Below are 18845 nucleotides of genomic sequence, written 5' to 3'. Positions count from 1 at the left end.
TGATCGGAGAGGGTGTACTTACGCCGCGGTGAGCGTGTTCGTTACCGAGATGAGGGTAACGATTGCCGCGTTGATGAAGCCGGCGATGTACGGGTTGTTCGTCTCACGGTAGATCTTGCGCGAGATGACTGCGGTGACGGCCAGGATGAGAATGACCGGGTAGAGCCAGATACTGAAGATTCCGCCGAAGCCGTCGATCGTGTACCCCGTGGTGAAGAAGTTGGTGTACTGAGCAACGACGAGAACGATGGGTGCCAGAGCGTTGAAGAACGCGAGCAGTGCCGTGTTGATCCATTCCTTACCGCGGATGGAGAAGCGGTTGAAGGCGTTGACCGCGACCGAGTTCGCCACGAAGTAGATCGCGAAGAGCGGCAAGTACATGAGCGCAATGCCGACCTTGTCAGGGGTGAACGCCTTGACGGCGATGACCCACCAGCGGAAGTCGGTCTTGAAGAAGTAATCGAGCACGAAGACGATTGCGTAGGCCGACACAACGACGACCAGAGCGAGACCGATTCCGTGGAAGAACTTCTTCCAGCCCGGCAGAACTCCGGATGCGCGAAGGTCAAGACCGTTCTTGCGTCCGAAGACGAGGTAGGAGATCGTCATGATGATGATCGCAGCGATCGCGTTGACCGCGGCCCAGAAGGCTACGAAGAACACGGCGCCCTGAGGCATAAAGAACGGAACAGCGTTGAACGCGATCGCTCCCACCCACGGGGTGTTAGCAAGGATCAACCAGCTCCAACCGGAGATGATTGCCGAAACGACTAGTCCGCCCCAGAACCAGGCGAGTCCCTTGCGGGTAGCCGGAACAACGGCAGCAGCCGGAGCGCGCAGACCAGCGAAGGCACGGGTCGACAACATGGCGCGCGTGAAGGCGAGCAGGAAGATTCCAAAGCCGATCAGACCGAAGAGCGTGAAGGTCTCCTTGACCTGCCACACCTGCGAGCCTGCTGCGATCTCGTTGGGGGCACCAAACGCTTCTTGGAAGAACTCGATCTGGCTAGCAACGGTCGTCTTGGAGATGGTTCCCCACGGGTGGTTCTCTGCCGGCGTGTACACAACGCGCAGGGCGTCCTGGCCGTCGACCGAGTCGGTGAAGAACTCACTCGCGCCGCGAACATCAGACGACACGTCTTCAGGGTTTGCACCGAAGTGGAGGAACGACTGGGCGTTCGGGGTTCCGATGTAGTCACGCGGCGGGGTGAGAACTTCGCCCTCGGCGCTGTAGCTGCGGAAGAAGAACTCGTCGTACTGGTCAGCAACGATTCCGACATCGCGGGCACCGTAGAGGTTGAAGTACGCGTTCTCAGCTTCGGCATCCGTGTAGACAGCGTCATTGTCGACGAGCAGGATGGCCGAGATGAGCTGTTCATCAGCGGCGTTGTCGAGCACGGTCGAGAAGTTTGCTGCGCGCGCACCGTTCGAGTGACCGCTCACACCAATCTTGTCGGTGTCGACGTAGGGGAAGTCGGCGACGAGCTTGACAGCGTCGTACATTCCGGTTCCGCCGAGCGTCAAGTTGTCCGTCAGCAGCGGCGAGGAGTTGCCGTGACCGTACATGTCGATCGACACAACAACGTAGCCGCGACGTGCAAGCTCGACGTAGTTGGCGTCTTGCATTTCGCGGTTGTTCCACCAGCCGTGGCTCACCACGATGACCGGAGCCTTGTTGTCGACGGTTGCGGTGTCAGGCTTGAAGAGCAGCGCGCTCATCATCTGACCCGATGAGGTCTCCCAGCGCATGTCCTTCACGCTGATTGAGCCTGCACCGGTTTGAACGATGGACGCACCGATGGATGCGACCAACATCATGACTAGCGAGAGAACGAGCCAGAAGCTGTTCCTCTTTACTAACGAGGTTTTCATTGATTCCCTACCCCTTCGTGGGTATCGATTGCTGTGTGGTTATGAACGTGACTGACAGCACGTTCGTCATGGGTAAAACAGGCAGATTAGGTCTCCACGTCCTCATCAACCCAGCCCATGGTCTTGGTTACCGCCTTTTTCCAATTGCGGTAAAGCTGATCTCTCTCGAGGCGAGCCATTTGCGGCTTCCACCTCTTGTCTTCGTTCCAGGTCGACAGCACATCGTGCTCGCTCTCCCAGAAACCGATCGCGATCCCGGCCGCGAAGGCGGCTCCGAGAGCAGTCGTTTCGGTGATGCGGGGGCGGATGACATCCACGCCCAGCTGGTCAGCCTGAAACTGCATGAGAAGTTCGTTGACCACCATGCCGCCATCGACGCGGAGTTCCGCAAGGTCGACTCCGGCATCCGCGTTCATGGCGTCCATGACCTCGCGCGTTTGGTACGCGGTGGCTTCGAGAGCGGCACGAGCGATGTGGTTCTTAGTGACGTAACGGGTGAGGCCGAGCAGCGCTCCCCGAGCATCCGGTCGCCAGTAGGGGGCGAAAAGGCCGGAGAAAGCCGGCACAAAGTAGGCACCACCGTTGTCTTCGACTTCGAGAGCGAGGCGCTCGACGTCAGGAGCGTCAGAGAACATGCCGAGGTTGTCCCGCAGCCACTGGATGAGCGATCCCGTGACAGCGATCGATCCCTCGAGGGCGTACACGGGAGCGGCGTCTCCGAGCTTGTAGCAGACAGTGGTGAGCAAGCCGTTGTTGCTGTGAACACGCTTCGTACCGGTGTTCAGCAGCAAGAAGTTGCCGGTGCCGTACGTGTTCTTCGCCATGCCTTCGCTGAAGCAGGCCTGGCCGAACGTCGCGGCTTGTTGGTCGCCGAGGATGCCCGCGATGGGCACTCCGGGAAGCGAACCGTGGTCGCGGCAGTGGCCGAAGATCTCGCTGGACGAACGAATTTCGGGCAGCATCGACAGCGGGATTCCCATGTCTGCGGCGATATCTTCGCGCCACTGGAGAGTGTCGAGATCCATGAGCATGGTGCGGGAGGCGTTGGTCACGTCGGTCGCGTGCACTCCCCCGTCGATGCCACCGGTGAGGTTCCAGAGCAACCAGGTGTCGATCGTTCCAAACAGTAGCTCGCCGCGGTCCGCTGCCTCTTGGGCGCCATCGATGTAGCGCAGAATCCACGTGACCTTCGGGCCCGCAAAGTACGGCGCGAGTGGCAAGCCCGTAATGGCCTTGTACTTCTCAAGGCCGTCGTTGCCTGCAAGCTCCGTGATGATGTGCTGGGTGCGAGTGTCTTGCCAGACGATGGCATTCGTGACCGGGACACCGGTGATCTTGTTCCACACCACCGTGGTTTCACGCTGATTAGTGATGCCAACCGCGGCAATGTCCTGATAAGTCAGGTTGGCCCGCGAGAGCGAGAGACCCACGGTCTCCCGAACGTTGTCCCAGATCTCCATCGGGTCGTGTTCGACCCAGCCGGCTCGAGGAAAAATCTGTTCGTGCTCAAGCTGACCGCTCGAAACGATACGCGCGTCGTGATCAAAGATGATCGAGCGCGAGCTCGTCGTTCCTTGGTCAATCGACAGTATGTACTGTGTCATCGTCGGCGTATCTCCATTGATCGTCTGTACTTCGCAGGGTGCTTGCGCACCCCATTCCAGTAGTTCGGTTATTTTGCTTCGGGTGCTGCCGGAGTGACGAGCGGCACGATTTGCGGTGCTGCTTCGCGCACGTCGGAGGCGCTCTCGTCGTCGCGGGTGAGCGCCGCAGCAGCGACTGCTTCTGCCATCTGGCTATAGGTAGCAACTTCATGAGCGGTGGTTTGCTCATCCCAACCGAGAAGCGTTGCGGCAATTTCTGCCACCTCGGGAACGGCAGCCATGGCCTCGTTGAGGTACTCGTAGTTCATGCGGGTGCGGCGAACCATGAGGTCTTCGAGGTGAAGGGCACCTTCGTGAGTGATCGCGTACGCGATTTCGGCCCGGAGATAAGCGGAAGCCTGCGCGAGCGGCTTGCCCATGGCGGGCTCCTCCTCCGCGATGGCGGCGATCTCGGAGATTTTCGCGCCGTAGCGGTGCAGCAAGTGGTCGACCATCTGGGCGCTCCAGCCGAACTTTGCGCCGAGCGCAGCGGCACCGGCGGTTGCTTGCTCGAGGCCCTCAGCTCCGAGAAGCGCGACGGTGGCGGTCGTAGAGGGGTTGGCCTTGGCCGCTTCCTTGCCGATCGCAAAGTCAACAGCATCCTTCGCCATCACGCGGTAGGTGGTGAACTTTCCACCGGCGATGACGGTGAGCCCGGGAATCGGGGATGCCACAGTGTGCTCCCGCGAGACCTTCGCAGAGTTCGTGCCCTCCATCGTGCCCGGCTGCAGTAGGGGGCGAAGGCCCGCCCACGTGCCGATCACGTCGGTGCGATCGATGGGGTTCGCGAGCACGGCGTTAGCTTCAGCAATGACGTAGTCAATGTCATCGGCAGTGGCCGCGGGGTTGAGAAGGTTCTCTTTCCACGGGGTGTCAGTAGTGCCGATGACCCAATAGCGTGACCAGGGAATCACGAAGAGCACGCTCTTGGAAGTTTGTAGAATCAGGCCGGCTTCACCCTTGATGCGTTCGCGAGGAACAACAATGTGGATGCCCTTCGAGGCCAGAACCTTGAGCCCGCCGCTTTCGTTGGCGAGAGCTTGAGTCTCACCAGTCCAGACGCCGGTGGAGTTGATGACGGCCTTGGCGCGAACCGGGAAGCTCTTTCCCGTTTCGAGGTCGACCATGACGGCGCCGTTGACGACGCCCTCATCGTTCTTGGTGATCTCAACAACCTGCATCCGGGTTGCAGCGCCGGCTCCGTGAGCCGAAGCGGTGCGGATGACGCTGACGACGTACCGAGCATCATCGACGTTGGCATCCCAGTATTCGATCGCGCCGACCGCGGCGTCGTGAGCAAGACCGGGGAAGCGAACAGCGAGCTGCTTGCGCGACAAGTGGCGGTGCCACGGCACGCTGCGCTTGCCCGATGTGCTCTTGACTGTGACGGAGGCGAGGAAGTCGTAGAGGGCAATGCCGGCGCCGACGAAGGCGCGCTCCCAGACGTGGTGACGCAGGGGGTACAGGAACGGCAGCGGGCGCACGAGGTGCGGTGCCACGTTGTTGAGCAACAAGTCGCGCTCGGTGAGTGCCTCGTGCACGAGCTTGAAGTCGAGCATCTGCAAGTAGCGGAGTCCGCCGTGGATGAGCTTGCTGGCGCGGCTGGAGGAACCGGCAGCCCAGTCTTGGGATTCGACAACGACAGTGTCGAGACCACGCGTTGCAGCATCCAGAGCAATTCCGGCGCCGGTGATTCCACCACCAATGACGAGAACGTCGAGTTCACGACCTGGTTGTACGCTCTCCATCAATCGCTGGATGGCGCTGTCGCGGGTTTCGCGGGTGAGGGATTGATCAGCCATGAACACTGCTCTTCTATCGTGTGGTGGTGGTTACCGCCGAGGCGGCTGTGAATCTTCTGGGATGATCCACTGCTCAGCAGCGTATTACGCTGAACCTGTCTACTGACAAACTGAGCAGCACATCTGCACGAACGTGCAAGGATGGACGTTATGGAACGCGAAGAGGCGATGCTCGCCGCATCATCGATGTATTACCTGCAAGACATCAAGATGGACACCATTGCCAACCATCTGCACATGTCCCGCTCGAGCGTGTCGCGATTGCTGCGGGATGCCCGCGAGAGCGGTCTCGTCGAAATTACGCTTCGCCCCACACCCACCCGAGGTCCGGGCTTGGGCAAGAAGATCGAAGCGTGCTTCGGTATCGCCACTCATGTGGTGCCGGTCGCCGACCTCGCGGATGAAGCCGAGAAGCTCGAACAAGTAGCCAAAGCAACCGCCCGCATGGTCACTGGCTGGTTCGATTCCGACATGATCATGGGGGTCGCCTGGGGAACCACTTTGGCCGCAATTTCGCGCCACTTGGGCAAGAAACCCACCCGCGGAAGCGCCGTTGTGCAACTCAACGGAGCCGCAAACGTGCGCACCTCCGGCGTGGAATACGCCGGCAATCTCATCGCCAACTTCGGCGACGCTTTCGATGCTCAAGTGCACTTATTCCCGGTGCCCGCCTTCTTCGATTACGCCGAAACGCGCAATGCCATGTGGTCGGAACGGTCAATCGTACGGGTGCTCGAGTATCAACGTCGGGCCGACATCGCGCTCTTCTCCATCGGCGCCATCGCGGGTGAAGTGCCCAGCCACGTTTACTCCGCCGGCTACCTCGAAGCGAGCGACATCGAAACCCTCGACAGCGAAGGCATTGTGGGCGATGTGTGCACCATATTTCTTCGCGCCGATGGTAGCTACGAAGACCTTTCCCTGAACGCACGTGCAACCGGGCCGACCCCTGCAGAATTGCGCGCAATCCCCCGCCGCATCTGCAGCGTGGCCGGTGACAACAAGGTCGTTCCACTGCTGGCAGCTCTGCGCGCCGGCGTCATCACCGACCTCGTGATCGATGAACAAACCGCCACCACGCTCGTCGAACACGTCATGGATCTCAAAGAAGGCTCAGCATCCGCGGGCGAACTCGCCTTCCATGAAGGCCAGAACACCGCGGGGCAGGCCTAGAAATCGCTAGCGCGGAGGCCGCGGCGTAGTTAAGCCCGCTGGGCTGGCAACGCTAGTGAGAGACGTGCATGGCGCGGGCGGCATCCGTAATGCTGCCCGTCAGTGACGGGTACACGGAGAAGGCGCGAGCCATCTGGTCAACTGTAAGGCGGTGCTCTACTGCGAGCGCGATCGAGATGATGAGCTCGGAGGCGTTGGGGGCAACGATGACTCCACCGATCACGGTGCCGGAGCCGGTGCGGGCGAAGAGTTTCACGAAGCCGTCCTTGATGCCCATCATCTTGGCGCGCGGGTTCGAAGCGAGAGGCAACTTGTAGATGGTGCCCTGAACGAGCCCCTCTTCGATCTGCTTCTGCGACCAACCAACCGTAGCGATCTCAGGCTGAGTGAAGATATTCGATGCCACGTTGCGCAGTTCGATCGGCGTCACGCCGTCGCCCATGGCATGGAACACCGCAGTGCGACCCTGCATCGAGGCGACGGAGGCGAGTGGGAAGAAGTCGGAGCAGTCTCCGGCCGCGTAGATCGACGGCATTGACGTGCGTGCTACGCGGTTGACGCGGATGTGGCCAGATTCGGTCAGCTGCACGCCAGCCTCTTCGAGTCCAAGATCTTCTGTGTTCGGCAGCGAGCCAACGGCCATGAGGCAGTGGCTGCCTTCGACCGTGCGGCCGTCGCTGAGCGTAGCGATCACGCCATCCGCGGTGGTCTTGACAGATTCGGCGCGGGACTTGGAGAGCACGGTCATACCGTTGCGCTTGAAGACATCTTCAATCACGCGGGCAGCGTCTTCGTCTTCACCCGGCAGCACGCGGTCACGCGACGAGATCAAAGTGACTTTGGCGCCGAGCGCAGTGTAGGCCGAAGCGAACTCGGCACCGGTAACACCGGAACCGACGACGATGAGGTGCTCTGGGGTCTCTTTCAGCGTGTAGAGCTGCGTCCAGGTGAGGATGCGCTTGCCGTCAGGCATGGCGGAATCGAGCACGCGCGGGCGGGCGCCGACGGAGACGATGATGGTGTCGGCATCCACTTCATCAAAGTCGGTTGCCGCTTTGCCCTTACCGGTCGACACGACCAGGCGCTGAGGACCATCGAGGCGACCCTCGCCATGGATGATGCGCACCCCAGCCTTGATGAGTTGCGACTTCATGTCGTCTGACTGCTGCTGAGCGAGCCGCATGAGGCGGGCATTGACCGCGGCGAGATTGACGGTGATGTCGGGGCGAACGGCACGGCCCGAGTCAGAACGGGAGTAGAACTGCACGCCCAGATCGGCCGCATCCCGAATCGCGTTTGTCGCTTCGGCGGTCGCGATCAGAGTCTTCGAGGGCACCACGTCGGTGAGCACAGCCGAGCCACCGACGCCGGCACGTTCAACAAGGGTCACTTCGGCCCCCAGTTGTGCGCCCGCGAGGGCTGCTTCGTAGCCACCGGGGCCACCACCGAGTACTGCGATTCGTTGGGTGCGCTCAAACTCATAGGCCATGCCCTTATTCTCGCGCGGTTCTCGCCCAGCAACAAACCGCCCGTGTACAGCCACGGTCCCGCTTCGCTTGGATGCTCGAACGCCAGCGACACGCGCACTCGACTGCTCACATTCGCGCCGCACTGCTCGGTCAGTTCACTGCCCCAGCGTTTAGAGTGGATGCCATGTCACAGTCGCCCCTCACAAACCCCCTCGACGACCCCACTGCAGACCCGTTTGAGGTCGCGAAAGAAGCCGCTGCCGCAATCGCCGCTGCGACCGGAGTCGAGAAGCACGACATCGCCCTCACGCTCGGTAGCGGCTGGAGTAAGGCCGCCGATCTGATCGGTGAAACCACCGCAACGATTCCTGCGTCCGACATCCCCGGTTTCTCCAAGCCCGCCCTCGAAGGCCACGTCGGTACCCTGCGATCGATCCTGTTGCCGAGCGGCAAGCGCGCCCTGGTCATCGGAGCTCGTACCCACTACTACGAGAACCACGGCGTTCGTCGCGTTGTTCACTCGGTACGCACTGCTGCCGCTACCGGCGCCACGACCATGATTCTCACGAACGGCGCCGGCGGCATCAAGGAAACCTGGACGCCGGGAACCCCCGTACTCATCAGCGACCACCTCAACCTCACGGCAGACTCGCCCCTTGAAGGCGCGACGTTCATCGACCTCACCGACCTCTACAGCAAGCGCCTGCGCGAGATCGCGAAGTCGATCGACTCGAGCCTCGACGAGGGCGTGTACACGCAGTTCCGCGGCCCGCACTACGAGACCCCGGCCGAAGTTCAGATGGCCAAGACCATGGGTGGCCACATCGTGGGAATGTCCACGGCCCTCGAGGCGATCGCTGCGCGTGAGGCCGGCATGGAAATCTTGGGAATGTCGCTCATCACGAACTTGGCGGCCGGCATCCAGTCCACTCCCCTCAGCCACGAAGAAGTGATTCAAGCCGGCAAAGACGCTGAAGTACAGATCAGCGGCCTTCTCGCCCAGATTGTGAGCGCCCTATGAGTGCAGCACCCCTCAGCACCGACGAATTGATTACCGCCGCCAGCGCCTGGCTCGAGCAAGACCCCGACGCCGTTACTCATACCGAGCTCGAAGCGTTGATTGCGGATGCCGCCAAAGGCGACGAGGCCGCTATCGCTGGCCTCCATCACCGCTTTGATACGCGACTCGCGTTCGGCACTGCCGGGTTGCGCGGCGAACTGGGTGCCGGCCCTAACCGCATGAACCGAGTGTTGGTCACTCAGGCGGCTGCGGGACTTGCCGCCTACCTGCTCACTCACGAACTGAGCCCCAGCATTGTGATCGGCTACGACGGTCGCGTGAACTCCGAGGTCTTTGCCCGCGATACCGCCACCATTATGGCCGGTGCCGGAGTGCGCGCCATTCTGTTGCCGCGCCTGCTGCCGACTCCCGTGCTCGCCTTCGCTGTTCGCCATCTCAACGTCAGTGCTGGCGTGATGGTCACGGCAAGCCACAACCCGGCTATCGATAACGGTTACAAGGTTTATCTGGGCGGCGACAACCACGGATCGCAGATCGTGACTCCCGCCGATGCCGACATCGCCCACGCGATCGACATCGTTGCTAAGGGGTCGATTGCCGATCTGCCTCGATCGACGGACTTTGTAACGACCGATGACGGCGTCGTTGACGAATACATCGCACGCACGGCTGCTCTGGCCGGACCGGTCAAGGATGTTGTGTACACGTACACCGCCATGCACGGTGTCGGCTGGGAGACCAGCCAAGCGGTCTACGAGAAAGCCGGATTCCCGGCTCCCGCTCTGGTCGAAGAGCAAGCTCACCCCGACGCTGCATTTCCGACCGTCGCCTTCCCCAACCCGGAAGAGCCTGGCGCCATGGATCTCAGCTTCGCGAAAGCTCGCGAGGTCGGCGCCGACCTCGCTATCGCGCACGACCCTGATGCCGACCGCCTTGCGGTTGCCGTTCCGGGCCGCGACGGTGAATGGCGTCGCTTGAGCGGAAACGAAGTGGGCATGCTGCTCGGCTGGCGTGCAGCGGAGCGCGCCCATGGCGTGGGAGTGCTCGCGGCATCCATTGTCTCGTCTCCGGCTCTGCGCACGATTGCCGCCGACTACGGCATGGAATACACCGATACCCTCACCGGATTCAAGTGGATCTCCCGCATCGACGGACTCGTGTTCGGCTACGAAGAGGCCCTTGGGTACCTCGTCGACCCCGATAAGGTTCGCGACAAGGATGGCATCTCAGCCTCGGTCGACTTTCTGTCGATGGCCGCTGAGCTCAAGGCCGAAGGCTCAACGATCCTCGATCGTCTCGACGCTTTCACCGCACGCTTCGGCGCCTTCGCTTCGCGCCAGGTCTCGCTGCGCTTCGCGCAAATCTCCGAGATCGGCGAGACGATGACGCGCTTGCGTGCTGCGGCACCCAGCAGCGTGGGCGGCCTCGCGATCGAGTCGTTCGATGACTTCGAGAACGGTGTTGACGGGTTCGCGCCCAGCAACATCATCCGCTTGCAGATTGCGGGCGGCGCTCGAGTCATCGTGCGCCCCAGCGGCACTGAGCCCAAGCTGAAGTTTTATGTGGATGCCTCGAGCACGGCCGGTGACGGCGCCGAACGGCAGGCTGCCGCCGAGGCCGTCGCGAGTCAGCTCGAGACAGGAATGCGCGAGCTTCTCAGCTAGCGCTCACGCGCATACAGACACTCTCAGAGGGCGTCCTTGGTTTAACCGAGGGCGTCCTCGAGTTTTTGGGCGAGCTCTGACGTATCGAAGAGATTGACGATCACGATGACGTCGGCGTTCGTCTTGCCGATCGCTTCGACGAATTCTTGGCTCGTGAGAATGATCTGGGCGTCAGCGGCGACGGTGCGCACGGTGCTGACATCGGCGGCCACCACAGTGGCTTCGAGATCGAGAGCCTTCAGCGCCCGCTCGGCGTTGATTTTGAGAACACCGGAACTGCCGATACCAGCACCACAGATGGTCACGATCTTCATGCGGGGGTCACTCCCATGATGCGTTGTACCTCGGCGGGGGTCGTGGCGGCAGCGAGTTGATCTATGGCGGAGGAGTCATTGAAGATGTTCGCCACCGCAGCAACGGCGGCCAAGTGAGCGCCCGCCTCCGTGATGGCGAGGCCCAGCACTACTCGAACGGGGTCGTTGTGCGCGTGCCCGAAGCGTACGGGCTCCTTGAGCGTGACGATCGACAGTCCGTTGGAAATGACTTGCGGGCCGGGGCGAGCATGAGCCAGCGCCAAGCCAGGCGCGATCACCACATACGGGCCGTGATCCTCAATCATGCGAATCATCTCCTGAGCGTAACCGGGATGAGCCGCTCCGGAACGCGCCAACGCTTCGCCGGATAGTGTGACGGCGGACCGCCAATCAGCCGCGAAGGCAGCAATTTCAATCGCTGATTCGGGCAGCGGAGGAAGCGACATAGCTACGCTCTCTCGAAACCGACGCTGATTGCTTCGGAAAGCTCTTCGCGGTCTTCGATCGGCAAGAACGCTGCCGCGGCGGCGTTGATTTGAAATACCTCAAGGTCGGTGAGGTCGTACCCGAACGCTTCCGTGAGCAGCGCGAGTTCGCGGCTGAGGGTAGTGGCACTCATAAGACGGTTGTCGGTGTTCACCGTCACGCGGAAGCCGAGCTGGTAGAGCAGGTCGAAGGGGTGGTCGACCATCTCGTCACCCCACTGCTCGATGGCACCGGTCTGCAGGTTCGACGAGGGGCTGAGTTCGAGCGCGATCTCGCGATCTTTCACCCACTGCGCCACATCCCCCAGCGTGACGTACGTGTTCTCATCGTCTTCGTTGGCGATCGTAATGTCTTCGGCCAAGCGCACACCATGACCGAGACGAAGCGCGCGACCGTCAAAGAGAGCACTACGGATGCTGTCGAGGCCAGCCGCTTCTCCCGCGTGGATGGTGGTGGGCATGTAGCTGTGCGCGAGCAGATCAAACGCTCCGCGCATGCGACTCGGTGGGAATCCTGCTTCGGGGCCGGCGATGTCAAAGCCGATGACGCCGCGGTCGCGGTGACGGATGGCGAGCTCAGCGATGTCGGTGCCGCGGTCGGTCTGGCGCATGGAGCTCAAGAGCTGACCAACGCGGATGCTGCGGCCGCTCGAGCGCACCGCATCCACACCTTCTTCGAGTCCCTGTTGCACAGCGGCGACAACTTGATCCAGGTCGAGGCCCTTCTGCAGGTGCTGCTCGGGTGCCCAACGGATTTCTCCGTAGATGACGCCATCGGCGGCGAGGTCGTGAACAAATTCGCTCGCGACCCGCGTGAGACCGGCGGTCGTTTGCATCACGGCGATCGTCGCGTCGAACGTCTTGAGGTAGTCAACGAGAGAGCCCGAGTCGGCCTGGCTCGAGAACCACTCGGTGAGTTTGCCCGCATCGGTCTCGGGAAGTTCGTAGCCGATTTCGTCGGCCAGCTCCACGATCGTTTGGGGTCGAAGCCCGCCGTCAAGGTGGTCATGCAAGGAGATTTTGGGAAGCGCCGTGATGCTGGCGCCACTTCCGGGCATTACAAAATTCTCAACAGCGGCGTTCATATCTACAAATCTACCGTGCCGATCGCTGAAAGCGCCCTGTGGCTTCGCTGGATGACGTTACGATCTCGTGAAAGCTTCCTCGCTGAGAAGATTCGAGATTTGCTTCACGGCGTCAGCCACAAGTTCACGCACAGCCTCCGGGGGAACATCGCTGAACGCACTAGCGACATAGGGAACTGTGATTGCGGCGAGAACCGCGCCATCCGCGCTGCGGATCGCAGCCACGATGTCGGTAATTCCCGGGTGGAGAGTATCGACGCCCCCGACGGGAGTATCGACCGTGGGGGCGCGCTCGGCCAGCACGGCACCGGTCGCCGTCGTGTGCACGTCGAATGTTGCACCGACCCGCACCCGGAACCCAAAGTCGGCGGGAGATTCGACCTGCGCGAGCACCCGCACAAGGGCTCCATCGAGCACGGCGAGGTTGCACGATTGCCTGGCGCGCTCGGCGAGCTGCTGCATGACGGGAAGCGCCACACTCACCAAGCTGCGAAGGGGTGGATGACGGTGGGCGAGATCGAACAGTTTCATCGCAAGCTCGTACAGCCCCGACTGTTTGTTTCGAAAAATGTAGCCGCGTCGTTCCAGCGTTGATAAGACCCGAAAGATCTGACCAGTACTGCGGCCGGTGGCTTCTGCGATCTGCGATTGGCTGAGCGAGCCTGCAGTCTCGGCCAGAAGTTCGAGAATATCGAGCCCTTTATCGAGGGCGGGAGCAGTGTACTCGGGGCCACCCGTCATCAGCGGTCCGCTTTCATCGCGGCGAGCATCCGCCGTGCCGCTTCGCGGTTGATCGAGTCCGGCACCGGCTGCGCGCCAGTCTCGAGCGTGCTGGCCGCCGTGGCGATGCGTTCAAGCGACAGTGCCTGAAGCATGAAACCGAGATCCATCGAGTCGATGGAATTACCGCGCGGCTCGCGCCCGGCAAGATTGATCATGCGGCCGTCTGCGAGCAACGTCACGTGCCGATTTCCCGGAAGGTCGATTCGCTCGATGGCACCGTCGATGATGGTGCTACTGGTCGCCAAGTCGCGAAGCGCCATGACGTCAATCTCCCAATCGAAGTGACCACAGTTGACGAGCATCGCCCCGTCGGCGACGATCTCGAAGAAGTCGGTAGCGAGCACTTGCGGATGCCCAGTGGCGGTAATGAAAACCTCGCCCCATCCCGCAAGGTCGAACATCGTCGCCACTCGATAGCCATCGAGCGCAGCCTCAAGCGCCTTGATTTCGTCCACTTCTACGATGGCGACCTTGCCGCCCAGCGCGCGGAGATACTGTGCGACTCCGCGACCGCACCAGCCGTAGCCCGCCACCACAAAGCGCCGCCCAGAGACCATCACGTTCGTGACGCGCATGAAGCTCTCGACCACCGACTGGCCTGCCGCGTGCTTGTTCTCGTTAATCACCGTCAGCGGGTTTTCGTCGATGACGATGATGGGAAAACGAATATGAGCGGCGAGTTCGTCTCGCAGCCGGTAACGCCCTGAGGTGGTTTCTTCGGTGCCGCCGACAACATGGTCGGTCTGACCGAGCTCTACGAGACGGGCGACGAGGCCCGCTCCGTTGTCGAGGAGAATATCTGGCTTCGACTCCACCACGCTCCAGACATGAGCATCGTATTCGTGCTCCGAATCGCTACGGGCACCGAAAATCGTCATTCCTTGCGCACGCAAGTAGGCCGCGACATCGTCTTGCGTCGACCCATGGTTGCCGGTCGCCACGATTTCGGCTCCCCCGGCACGCAAGGTTTCGAGCAATACTGCGGTCTTCGGCTCGAGGTGCATCGCCATTCCAATGCGGTGCCCCGCGAACGGTTGCGTCTGCTCGAACCGTTCGCGCACCTCGGCCAGCAGCGGCATCCGCGATCTAACCCAGAGCAACCGCGCCGCGGCAGCCTCGACAAGATTATTCGTCATGTCATGATCTTACATATATGAAGATGGCTTTCATATATGCTTTTCGTTATGACCGAAAAAATTATTCTCGACTGCGACCCTGGACACGACGACGCGATTGCATTGCTGCTCGCGCACGGCAATCCAGAGATCGAGCTCCTCGGCGTCACTACCGTCATGGGCAACCAAACCATCGAGAAAGTCACCCGCAACGCTCTGGCCATCGCTCGAGTCGCCGGCATCACCGATGTTCCCTTCGCTCGGGGAGCACACCGCCCGCTGGTGCGTCAGATTGAGGTCGCCGAGTCGATTCACGGCGAGTCAGGACTCGACGGGCCCGTACTGCCCGATCCCACCATTGAATTGGATGCTCGGCACGCCGTCGACTTCATCATTGACACCGTCATGAGCCACGAACCTGGCACCGTAACGCTCGTGCCCACCGGTGCCCTCACCAACATTGCCCTCGCTGTGCGCAAGGAGCCGCGCATCGCCGAGCGCGTCAAGCAGGTCGTTCTTATGGGAGGCGGCGTCAACGTCGGCAACTGGAGCGCGACGAGCGAATTCAACATCGTCATCGACCCCGAAGCTGCGCACATCGTGTTCAACGAGTGCTGGCCGCTCACGATGGTTGGCCTCGACCTCACCCACGAAGCTCTCGCGACAGACGAGGTCGCGGCTTCCATCGCAGCCGTCGGCACCGGCCCCGCTCGCTTCGTCGGCGAACTACTTGAGTTCTTTGGCGAGACCTACCGCGATGCGCAAGGTTTCGACCACCCACCGGTGCACGATCCCTGCGCCGTCGCCTTCGTCATCGACCCCACTGTGATGGAGGTCGTCAAGGTGCCGCTGGATGTCGAACTCGCCGGCACGCTCACGCTCGGTATGACCGTGGCCGATTTTCGCGCCCCGGCCCCCGCCGACTGCACCACTCAGGTCGCCCGCAAGCTCGACCATGGCAAGTTCTGGGGAATGGTTGTCGACGCTCTCGAGCGCATCGGTGACCCGCAGCTCTAGCCGGATTGGCGGCGCGGCTGCGGCTGCGCCGCTGCGCCGCTGGGCCGTTGGGCGACGGCTAGGCCGACCGCTAGCCCGCCGCCGGAACGCGGGCGCGCCGCTTGCGCGCCCCTAAATCGACGACTCCGATGAGAATGGCGATCGAGAAGAACACCGTGGTCGCGATCATTCCCATGCCATAGGCGTGGTGGTAAAGCTCGACCGTGCTCTCACCGCTGTTGCGCTCGTTGTAGAGCGTGGAGTAGAACAAGGAGAGTGCGACGGCTGTTCCTATTGCTGTGCCGATTCGTTGCCCTAGCTGCCCCACCGAGCCTGCGAGGCCACCCTCGAGCGGCGGGATGTCGTGGAGAGTGAGCGTCTGATTGGGCGAGATGACGAGCCCACCGCCTGCACCCCCGATAAACATCGCCGCGGCCATGACGAACGGCGTCATCGCCGGCGGGGTAAGGATCGCTGCGGCCATGAGCACGCCGATACCGACCATCAGAATCGCAAGCCCAACCACCACGAGCGAGCGTCCGTAACGTTCAACAAGAATGCCGCCGCGCCACGAGGAGAACGCACTCGTGAGAGCGAATCCGATCGTCACCATGCCGGCGAACACCGGTTCGAGTCCCAGCCCCAATTGCAGGTACAGCGTCGTGAGGAGGAACATCGCGGGCATGGCGGCGAAGTAGACGGTCGCAAGCAGAGTGCCGTTGCGAAAAGAGCTGATGCGAAACAGTCCGAGAGGCACGAGCGGGGCACGACCGCTCTCCGCATAGCGGCGCTCCCACCAGATGAAGGCCGCAGCAGCCACGACGAATAGCGCGAGAAGCCACCATCGATTCGGATCATCCGTCGGTGCACCCGTCGTAAACAGGAACGGCCACATGAGAGCGAGCACCGTCACACCAAAAATCGCGATGCCGACGGGATCAAGGTCGAGGCGAGCGTAGGTGGTCTTGGCCGTCGAAGGCAGGATGCGCCAGGCAAGAATGAGCGCAATGATACCGAGCGGAACATTCATCCAGAAGATGTAGCGCCAGCCATCCTGCGCGCCGCCGATGGCGATCATGAGACCGCCCAGCGTGGGGCCAAATGCGGTCGAGATGCCGATCATGGCGCCGAACAGGCCGAACGCTCGCCCGCGCTCTGGGCCCTGGAACAGCTGCTGAATTAGCCCGATCACTTGAGGCATTTGGATGCCGGCCGCGACGCCCTGCAGCAGTCGGAACACGAGCAACATAGCCGCATTCGGCGCGAGAGCACAGGCAATGCTGGCCAGCGTGAACACCGAGAGGCCGATGAGGAACAGCGTTTTACGCGATCGTTGGTCGCCGAAACGCCCTGCGGGCACCAGCACGAGACCGAAGGTCAGAACGTAGCCAGAGACAATGAGTTGCAGTTGAGTTGAAGTCGCACCGAGCGCGTCTTCGATCGAGGGCAGCGCCACGTTGACCTTCGACAGGTCGAGAATCGTGATGGCTGCGACCACGACGCACACCCAGAAGGCGCGCCATTTAGTGGAGTGGTCGCTATCGGTCTCACTGGGCGATCCGGTGGTGCGCCCGGAAGCGTTCTGCGCTGGTTCAGCGCCGGGAACGGTCTCATCCGCTGTCGTCATTTCAACAACTGTACGTCAGCGGATGAGACCCCTCGTTCAGCCTCAGAATTGCGTTCTTAGCCGACGTGCTAGTCGATGCGTCCGGCGATCAGCGGACCACCATCGTGCACCGTGTCGCCGGCGTCGCCGATGCGGTAGGCGCCTTCGAGAGACTCAAGTGCGCGTTCAAAGCGAGCTGGTTCGTCTGCGTGCATCGTAAAGAGCGGCTCGCCCTTGCGCACGGTATCTCCGGGCTTTGCGTGCAGGTCGATGCCGGCAGCGTGCTGCACGGGATCCTGCTTGCGGGCACGACCGGCACCCAAGCGCCAGGCGGCGATACCGAACGGCAGCGCTTCTTGTTCGACGAGAACACCGTCACGGTCAGCCAGAACGACCTGGCTTTCCTTCGGCTGCGGTAGAGCGGCATCCGGGTCGCCACCTTGCGCGCTGATCATGCCGCGCCAGGCATCCATCGCTTGACCGTTGTCGAGAGCAGCCTCAACATCGGCGTCCTCGTGCCCGACCTGGGCGAGCATCTCGCGAGCGAGAGCGATCGTGAGTTCACGAACATCAGCGGGGCCACCACCGGCGAGTACCTCCACGGATTCACGTACTTCGTTCGCGTTACCGATAGCGAGGCCGAGGGGAACGTTCATGTTCGTGAGCAGAGCCACCGTCTTGACGCCGGCATCCTTACCCAAACGAACCATGGTTTCGGCGAGCTCGCGGCTGCGGGCAGCATCTTTCATGAAGGCACCCGAACCGAACTTCACGTCGAGCACGAGCGCCGAAGTACCTTCTGCGATCTTCTTACTCATAATCGAGGATGCGATCAGCGGGATCGCCTCGACGGTTCCGGTGATGTCGCGAAGGGCATACAACTTCTTGTCGGCCGGAGCGAGGCCCGAACCAGCGGCACAGATGACACCACCAACGCCACGCAACTGCGCGTAAAACTCTTCGTTGGTGAGGTCGGCGCGCCAGCCGGGAATGCTCTCGAGCTTGTCGAGCGTGCCGCCGGTGTGACCGAGCCCGCGGCCCGAAAGCTGCGGAACGGCAACGCCGAAGGACGCGACCAGAGGGGCGAGCGGCAGGGTGATCTTGTCACCGACGCCACCCGTGGAGTGCTTGTCGGTTGTGGGCTTGCCCAGTCCCTCAAAGCTCAGGGTCTCGCCGCTGGCGATCATCGCGAGCGTGAGGTCGCGAATCTCTTCGCGCTCCATGCCGTTGATGAAGATGGCCATTGTCATGGCAGCCATCTGCTCATCGCCGACGTAACCGCGAGTGTACGCATCCACAAGCCAGTTGATCTGGTCGGTGCTCAGCACACCCTTGTCACGCTTGGTGTGGATAAGGTCGACGGCGTCGAAACGTTCGATACCGGATTCTGCTGCGCTGTTATTCACCGCGGTACTCCTCTAAGGTTCGTGGCCCGAACGCGTCGGGAATTACTTCGTCAATCGTTTTGATGCCCGACACGGTCTCGAGCAGCATGCCTTCGGCAGAGTGCTCGAAGAGCAGCTGGCGGCAGCGGCCACACGGCATGAGGGCATTGCCCTTGCCGTCGACACACGTGAACGCAACGAGCTTTCCGCCGCCCGACATGTGTAGCGCCGACACCATGGAGCATTCGGCGCACAGGGTGAGACCATACGAGGCGTTCTCTACGTTCGCGCCCGAAATTACCCGGCCGTCGTCGACAATTGCGGCGACGCCGACCGGGAACTTCGAATAGGGAACGTAGGCGTGGGTGAGGGCATCTTTGGCGACGAGCCTCAGCGCATCCCAGTCGATTGATTGCGGCTCGATCGTCATAG

16 protein-coding genes are annotated in these 18845 nt (G+C 61.8%); 4 read left to right on the top strand and 12 right to left on the bottom strand.

Going from position 1 to position 18845, the window contains the following annotated elements:
- Positions 1–18: 18 nt before the first annotated feature.
- The 3 genes from I6E58_RS11180 to I6E58_RS11170 form a co-directional block, all read right to left on the bottom strand.
- Positions 19–1872, bottom strand: a complete 1854-nt coding sequence (locus tag I6E58_RS11180; protein ID WP_197133635.1) for a S9 family peptidase — start codon at positions 1870–1872, stop codon at positions 19–21.
- An 86-nt stretch (positions 1873–1958) separates the two neighbouring features.
- Positions 1959–3476 carry a glycerol kinase GlpK gene (gene glpK / locus I6E58_RS11175; protein WP_197133633.1) on the bottom strand — a complete coding sequence of 506 codons (1518 nt, stop codon included), beginning with the start codon at positions 3474–3476 and terminating at the stop codon, positions 1959–1961.
- A 68-nt stretch (positions 3477–3544) separates the two neighbouring features.
- A complete protein-coding gene (locus tag I6E58_RS11170; RefSeq protein ID WP_197133630.1) occupies positions 3545–5317 on the bottom strand; it encodes a glycerol-3-phosphate dehydrogenase/oxidase in 1773 nt (590 codons plus the stop codon).
- 150 nt (positions 5318–5467) lie between these two features.
- Here I6E58_RS11170 and I6E58_RS11165 point away from each other — a divergent pair, with 150 nt between their 5' ends.
- Entirely contained in the window at positions 5468–6490 is a 1023-nt protein-coding gene (locus tag I6E58_RS11165; RefSeq protein WP_374189193.1) for a sugar-binding transcriptional regulator, read from the top strand.
- Positions 6491–6542: 52 nt separating this feature from the next.
- On the opposite strand, the gene I6E58_RS11160 is transcribed toward I6E58_RS11165, so the two are convergent.
- Positions 6543–7979 (bottom strand): NAD(P)H-quinone dehydrogenase, encoded by a 1437-nt coding sequence (locus tag I6E58_RS11160; protein ID WP_129073152.1) that lies wholly within the window; start codon positions 7977–7979, stop codon positions 6543–6545.
- Between the two features lie 164 nt (positions 7980–8143).
- Between I6E58_RS11160 and I6E58_RS11155 the strand changes: the two genes are divergently transcribed.
- The gene (locus tag I6E58_RS11155) at positions 8144–8980 is read left to right on the top strand and encodes a purine-nucleoside phosphorylase (protein WP_197133624.1); all 837 of its coding nucleotides are present in this window, start codon (positions 8144–8146) and stop codon (positions 8978–8980) included.
- Positions 8977–10644 (top strand): phospho-sugar mutase, encoded by a 1668-nt coding sequence (locus tag I6E58_RS11150; protein WP_197133621.1) that lies wholly within the window; start codon positions 8977–8979, stop codon positions 10642–10644. The genes I6E58_RS11155 and I6E58_RS11150 overlap by 4 nt, the downstream gene beginning before the upstream one ends.
- Positions 10645–10685: 41 nt before the next feature.
- Here the strand turns inward: I6E58_RS11150 and I6E58_RS11145 are convergent, their stop codons facing one another.
- From I6E58_RS11145 to I6E58_RS11125, 5 genes are read right to left on the bottom strand one after another with little or no spacing between them, the layout of a single operon-like run.
- The gene (locus I6E58_RS11145; protein ID WP_100389574.1) at positions 10686–10958 is read right to left on the bottom strand and encodes a PTS sugar transporter subunit IIB; all 273 of its coding nucleotides are present in this window, start codon (positions 10956–10958) and stop codon (positions 10686–10688) included.
- On the bottom strand, positions 10955–11404 hold the full coding sequence (locus I6E58_RS11140) for a PTS sugar transporter subunit IIA (protein WP_197133618.1): 450 nt from the start codon (positions 11402–11404) through the stop codon (positions 10955–10957). The genes I6E58_RS11145 and I6E58_RS11140 overlap by 4 nt, the downstream gene beginning before the upstream one ends.
- Positions 11405–11406: 2 nt before the next feature.
- Positions 11407–12528 carry an adenosine deaminase gene (locus I6E58_RS11135; RefSeq protein WP_197133615.1) on the bottom strand — a complete coding sequence of 374 codons (1122 nt, stop codon included), beginning with the start codon at positions 12526–12528 and terminating at the stop codon, positions 11407–11409.
- A 57-nt stretch (positions 12529–12585) separates the two neighbouring features.
- Positions 12586–13269, bottom strand: coding sequence for an IclR family transcriptional regulator (locus I6E58_RS11130; protein ID WP_129073146.1), 684 nt, complete (start codon positions 13267–13269; stop codon positions 12586–12588).
- A complete protein-coding gene (locus I6E58_RS11125; RefSeq protein WP_197133612.1) occupies positions 13269–14447 on the bottom strand; it encodes an adenosylhomocysteinase in 1179 nt (392 codons plus the stop codon). The genes I6E58_RS11130 and I6E58_RS11125 overlap by 1 nt, the downstream gene beginning before the upstream one ends.
- A 48-nt stretch (positions 14448–14495) precedes the next feature.
- On the opposite strand from I6E58_RS11125, the gene I6E58_RS11120 reads away from it, so the two are divergent.
- Positions 14496–15443 carry a nucleoside hydrolase gene (locus I6E58_RS11120; RefSeq protein WP_197133609.1) on the top strand — a complete coding sequence of 316 codons (948 nt, stop codon included), beginning with the start codon at positions 14496–14498 and terminating at the stop codon, positions 15441–15443.
- Positions 15444–15513: 70 nt separating this feature from the next.
- Here the strand turns inward: I6E58_RS11120 and I6E58_RS11115 are convergent, their stop codons facing one another.
- The 3 genes from I6E58_RS11115 to I6E58_RS11105 form a co-directional block, all read right to left on the bottom strand.
- A complete protein-coding gene (locus tag I6E58_RS11115) occupies positions 15514–17049 on the bottom strand; it encodes an MFS transporter (RefSeq protein WP_197133607.1) in 1536 nt (511 codons plus the stop codon).
- 68 nt (positions 17050–17117) lie between these two features.
- Positions 17118–18434, bottom strand: coding sequence for a thymidine phosphorylase (locus tag I6E58_RS11110; protein ID WP_197133605.1), 1317 nt, complete (start codon positions 18432–18434; stop codon positions 17118–17120).
- Entirely contained in the window at positions 18427–18843 is a 417-nt protein-coding gene (locus tag I6E58_RS11105; RefSeq protein WP_129073143.1) for a cytidine deaminase, read from the bottom strand. The genes I6E58_RS11110 and I6E58_RS11105 overlap by 8 nt, the downstream gene beginning before the upstream one ends.
- Positions 18844–18845: the final 2 nt, after the last annotated feature.

This window comes from Salinibacterium sp. SWN1162 (assembly GCF_015864675.1).
GTDB lineage: Bacteria > Actinomycetota > Actinomycetes > Actinomycetales > Microbacteriaceae > Rhodoglobus.
The sequence above is the reverse complement of the archived record's forward strand: the minus strand, read 5'-3'. Positions and strand labels throughout refer to the sequence as shown.

Coding starts and splice junctions, on each gene's coding strand:
- I6E58_RS11150 (WP_197133621.1), top strand. CDS start 8,977: ATGAGTGCAGCACCCCTCAGCACCGACGAATTGATTACCGCCGCCAGC.
- I6E58_RS11115 (WP_197133607.1), bottom strand. CDS start 17,049: ATGACGACAGCGGATGAGACCGTTCCCGGCGCTGAACCAGCGCAGAAC.
- I6E58_RS11155 (WP_197133624.1), top strand. CDS start 8,144: ATGTCACAGTCGCCCCTCACAAACCCCCTCGACGACCCCACTGCAGAC.
- I6E58_RS11105 (WP_129073143.1), bottom strand. CDS start 18,843: ATGACGATCGAGCCGCAATCAATCGACTGGGATGCGCTGAGGCTCGTC.
- I6E58_RS11145 (WP_100389574.1), bottom strand. CDS start 10,958: ATGAAGATCGTGACCATCTGTGGTGCTGGTATCGGCAGTTCCGGTGTT.
- I6E58_RS11180 (WP_197133635.1), bottom strand. CDS start 1,872: ATGAAAACCTCGTTAGTAAAGAGGAACAGCTTCTGGCTCGTTCTCTCG.
- I6E58_RS11160 (WP_129073152.1), bottom strand. CDS start 7,979: ATGGCCTATGAGTTTGAGCGCACCCAACGAATCGCAGTACTCGGTGGT.
- I6E58_RS11125 (WP_197133612.1), bottom strand. CDS start 14,447: ATGACGAATAATCTTGTCGAGGCTGCCGCGGCGCGGTTGCTCTGGGTT.
- I6E58_RS11170 (WP_197133630.1), bottom strand. CDS start 5,317: ATGGCTGATCAATCCCTCACCCGCGAAACCCGCGACAGCGCCATCCAG.
- I6E58_RS11165 (WP_374189193.1), top strand. CDS start 5,468: ATGGAACGCGAAGAGGCGATGCTCGCCGCATCATCGATGTATTACCTG.
- I6E58_RS11130 (WP_129073146.1), bottom strand. CDS start 13,269: ATGACGGGTGGCCCCGAGTACACTGCTCCCGCCCTCGATAAAGGGCTC.
- I6E58_RS11135 (WP_197133615.1), bottom strand. CDS start 12,528: ATGAACGCCGCTGTTGAGAATTTTGTAATGCCCGGAAGTGGCGCCAGC.
- glpK (WP_197133633.1), bottom strand. CDS start 3,476: ATGACACAGTACATACTGTCGATTGACCAAGGAACGACGAGCTCGCGC.
- I6E58_RS11120 (WP_197133609.1), top strand. CDS start 14,496: ATGACCGAAAAAATTATTCTCGACTGCGACCCTGGACACGACGACGCG.
- I6E58_RS11140 (WP_197133618.1), bottom strand. CDS start 11,404: ATGTCGCTTCCTCCGCTGCCCGAATCAGCGATTGAAATTGCTGCCTTC.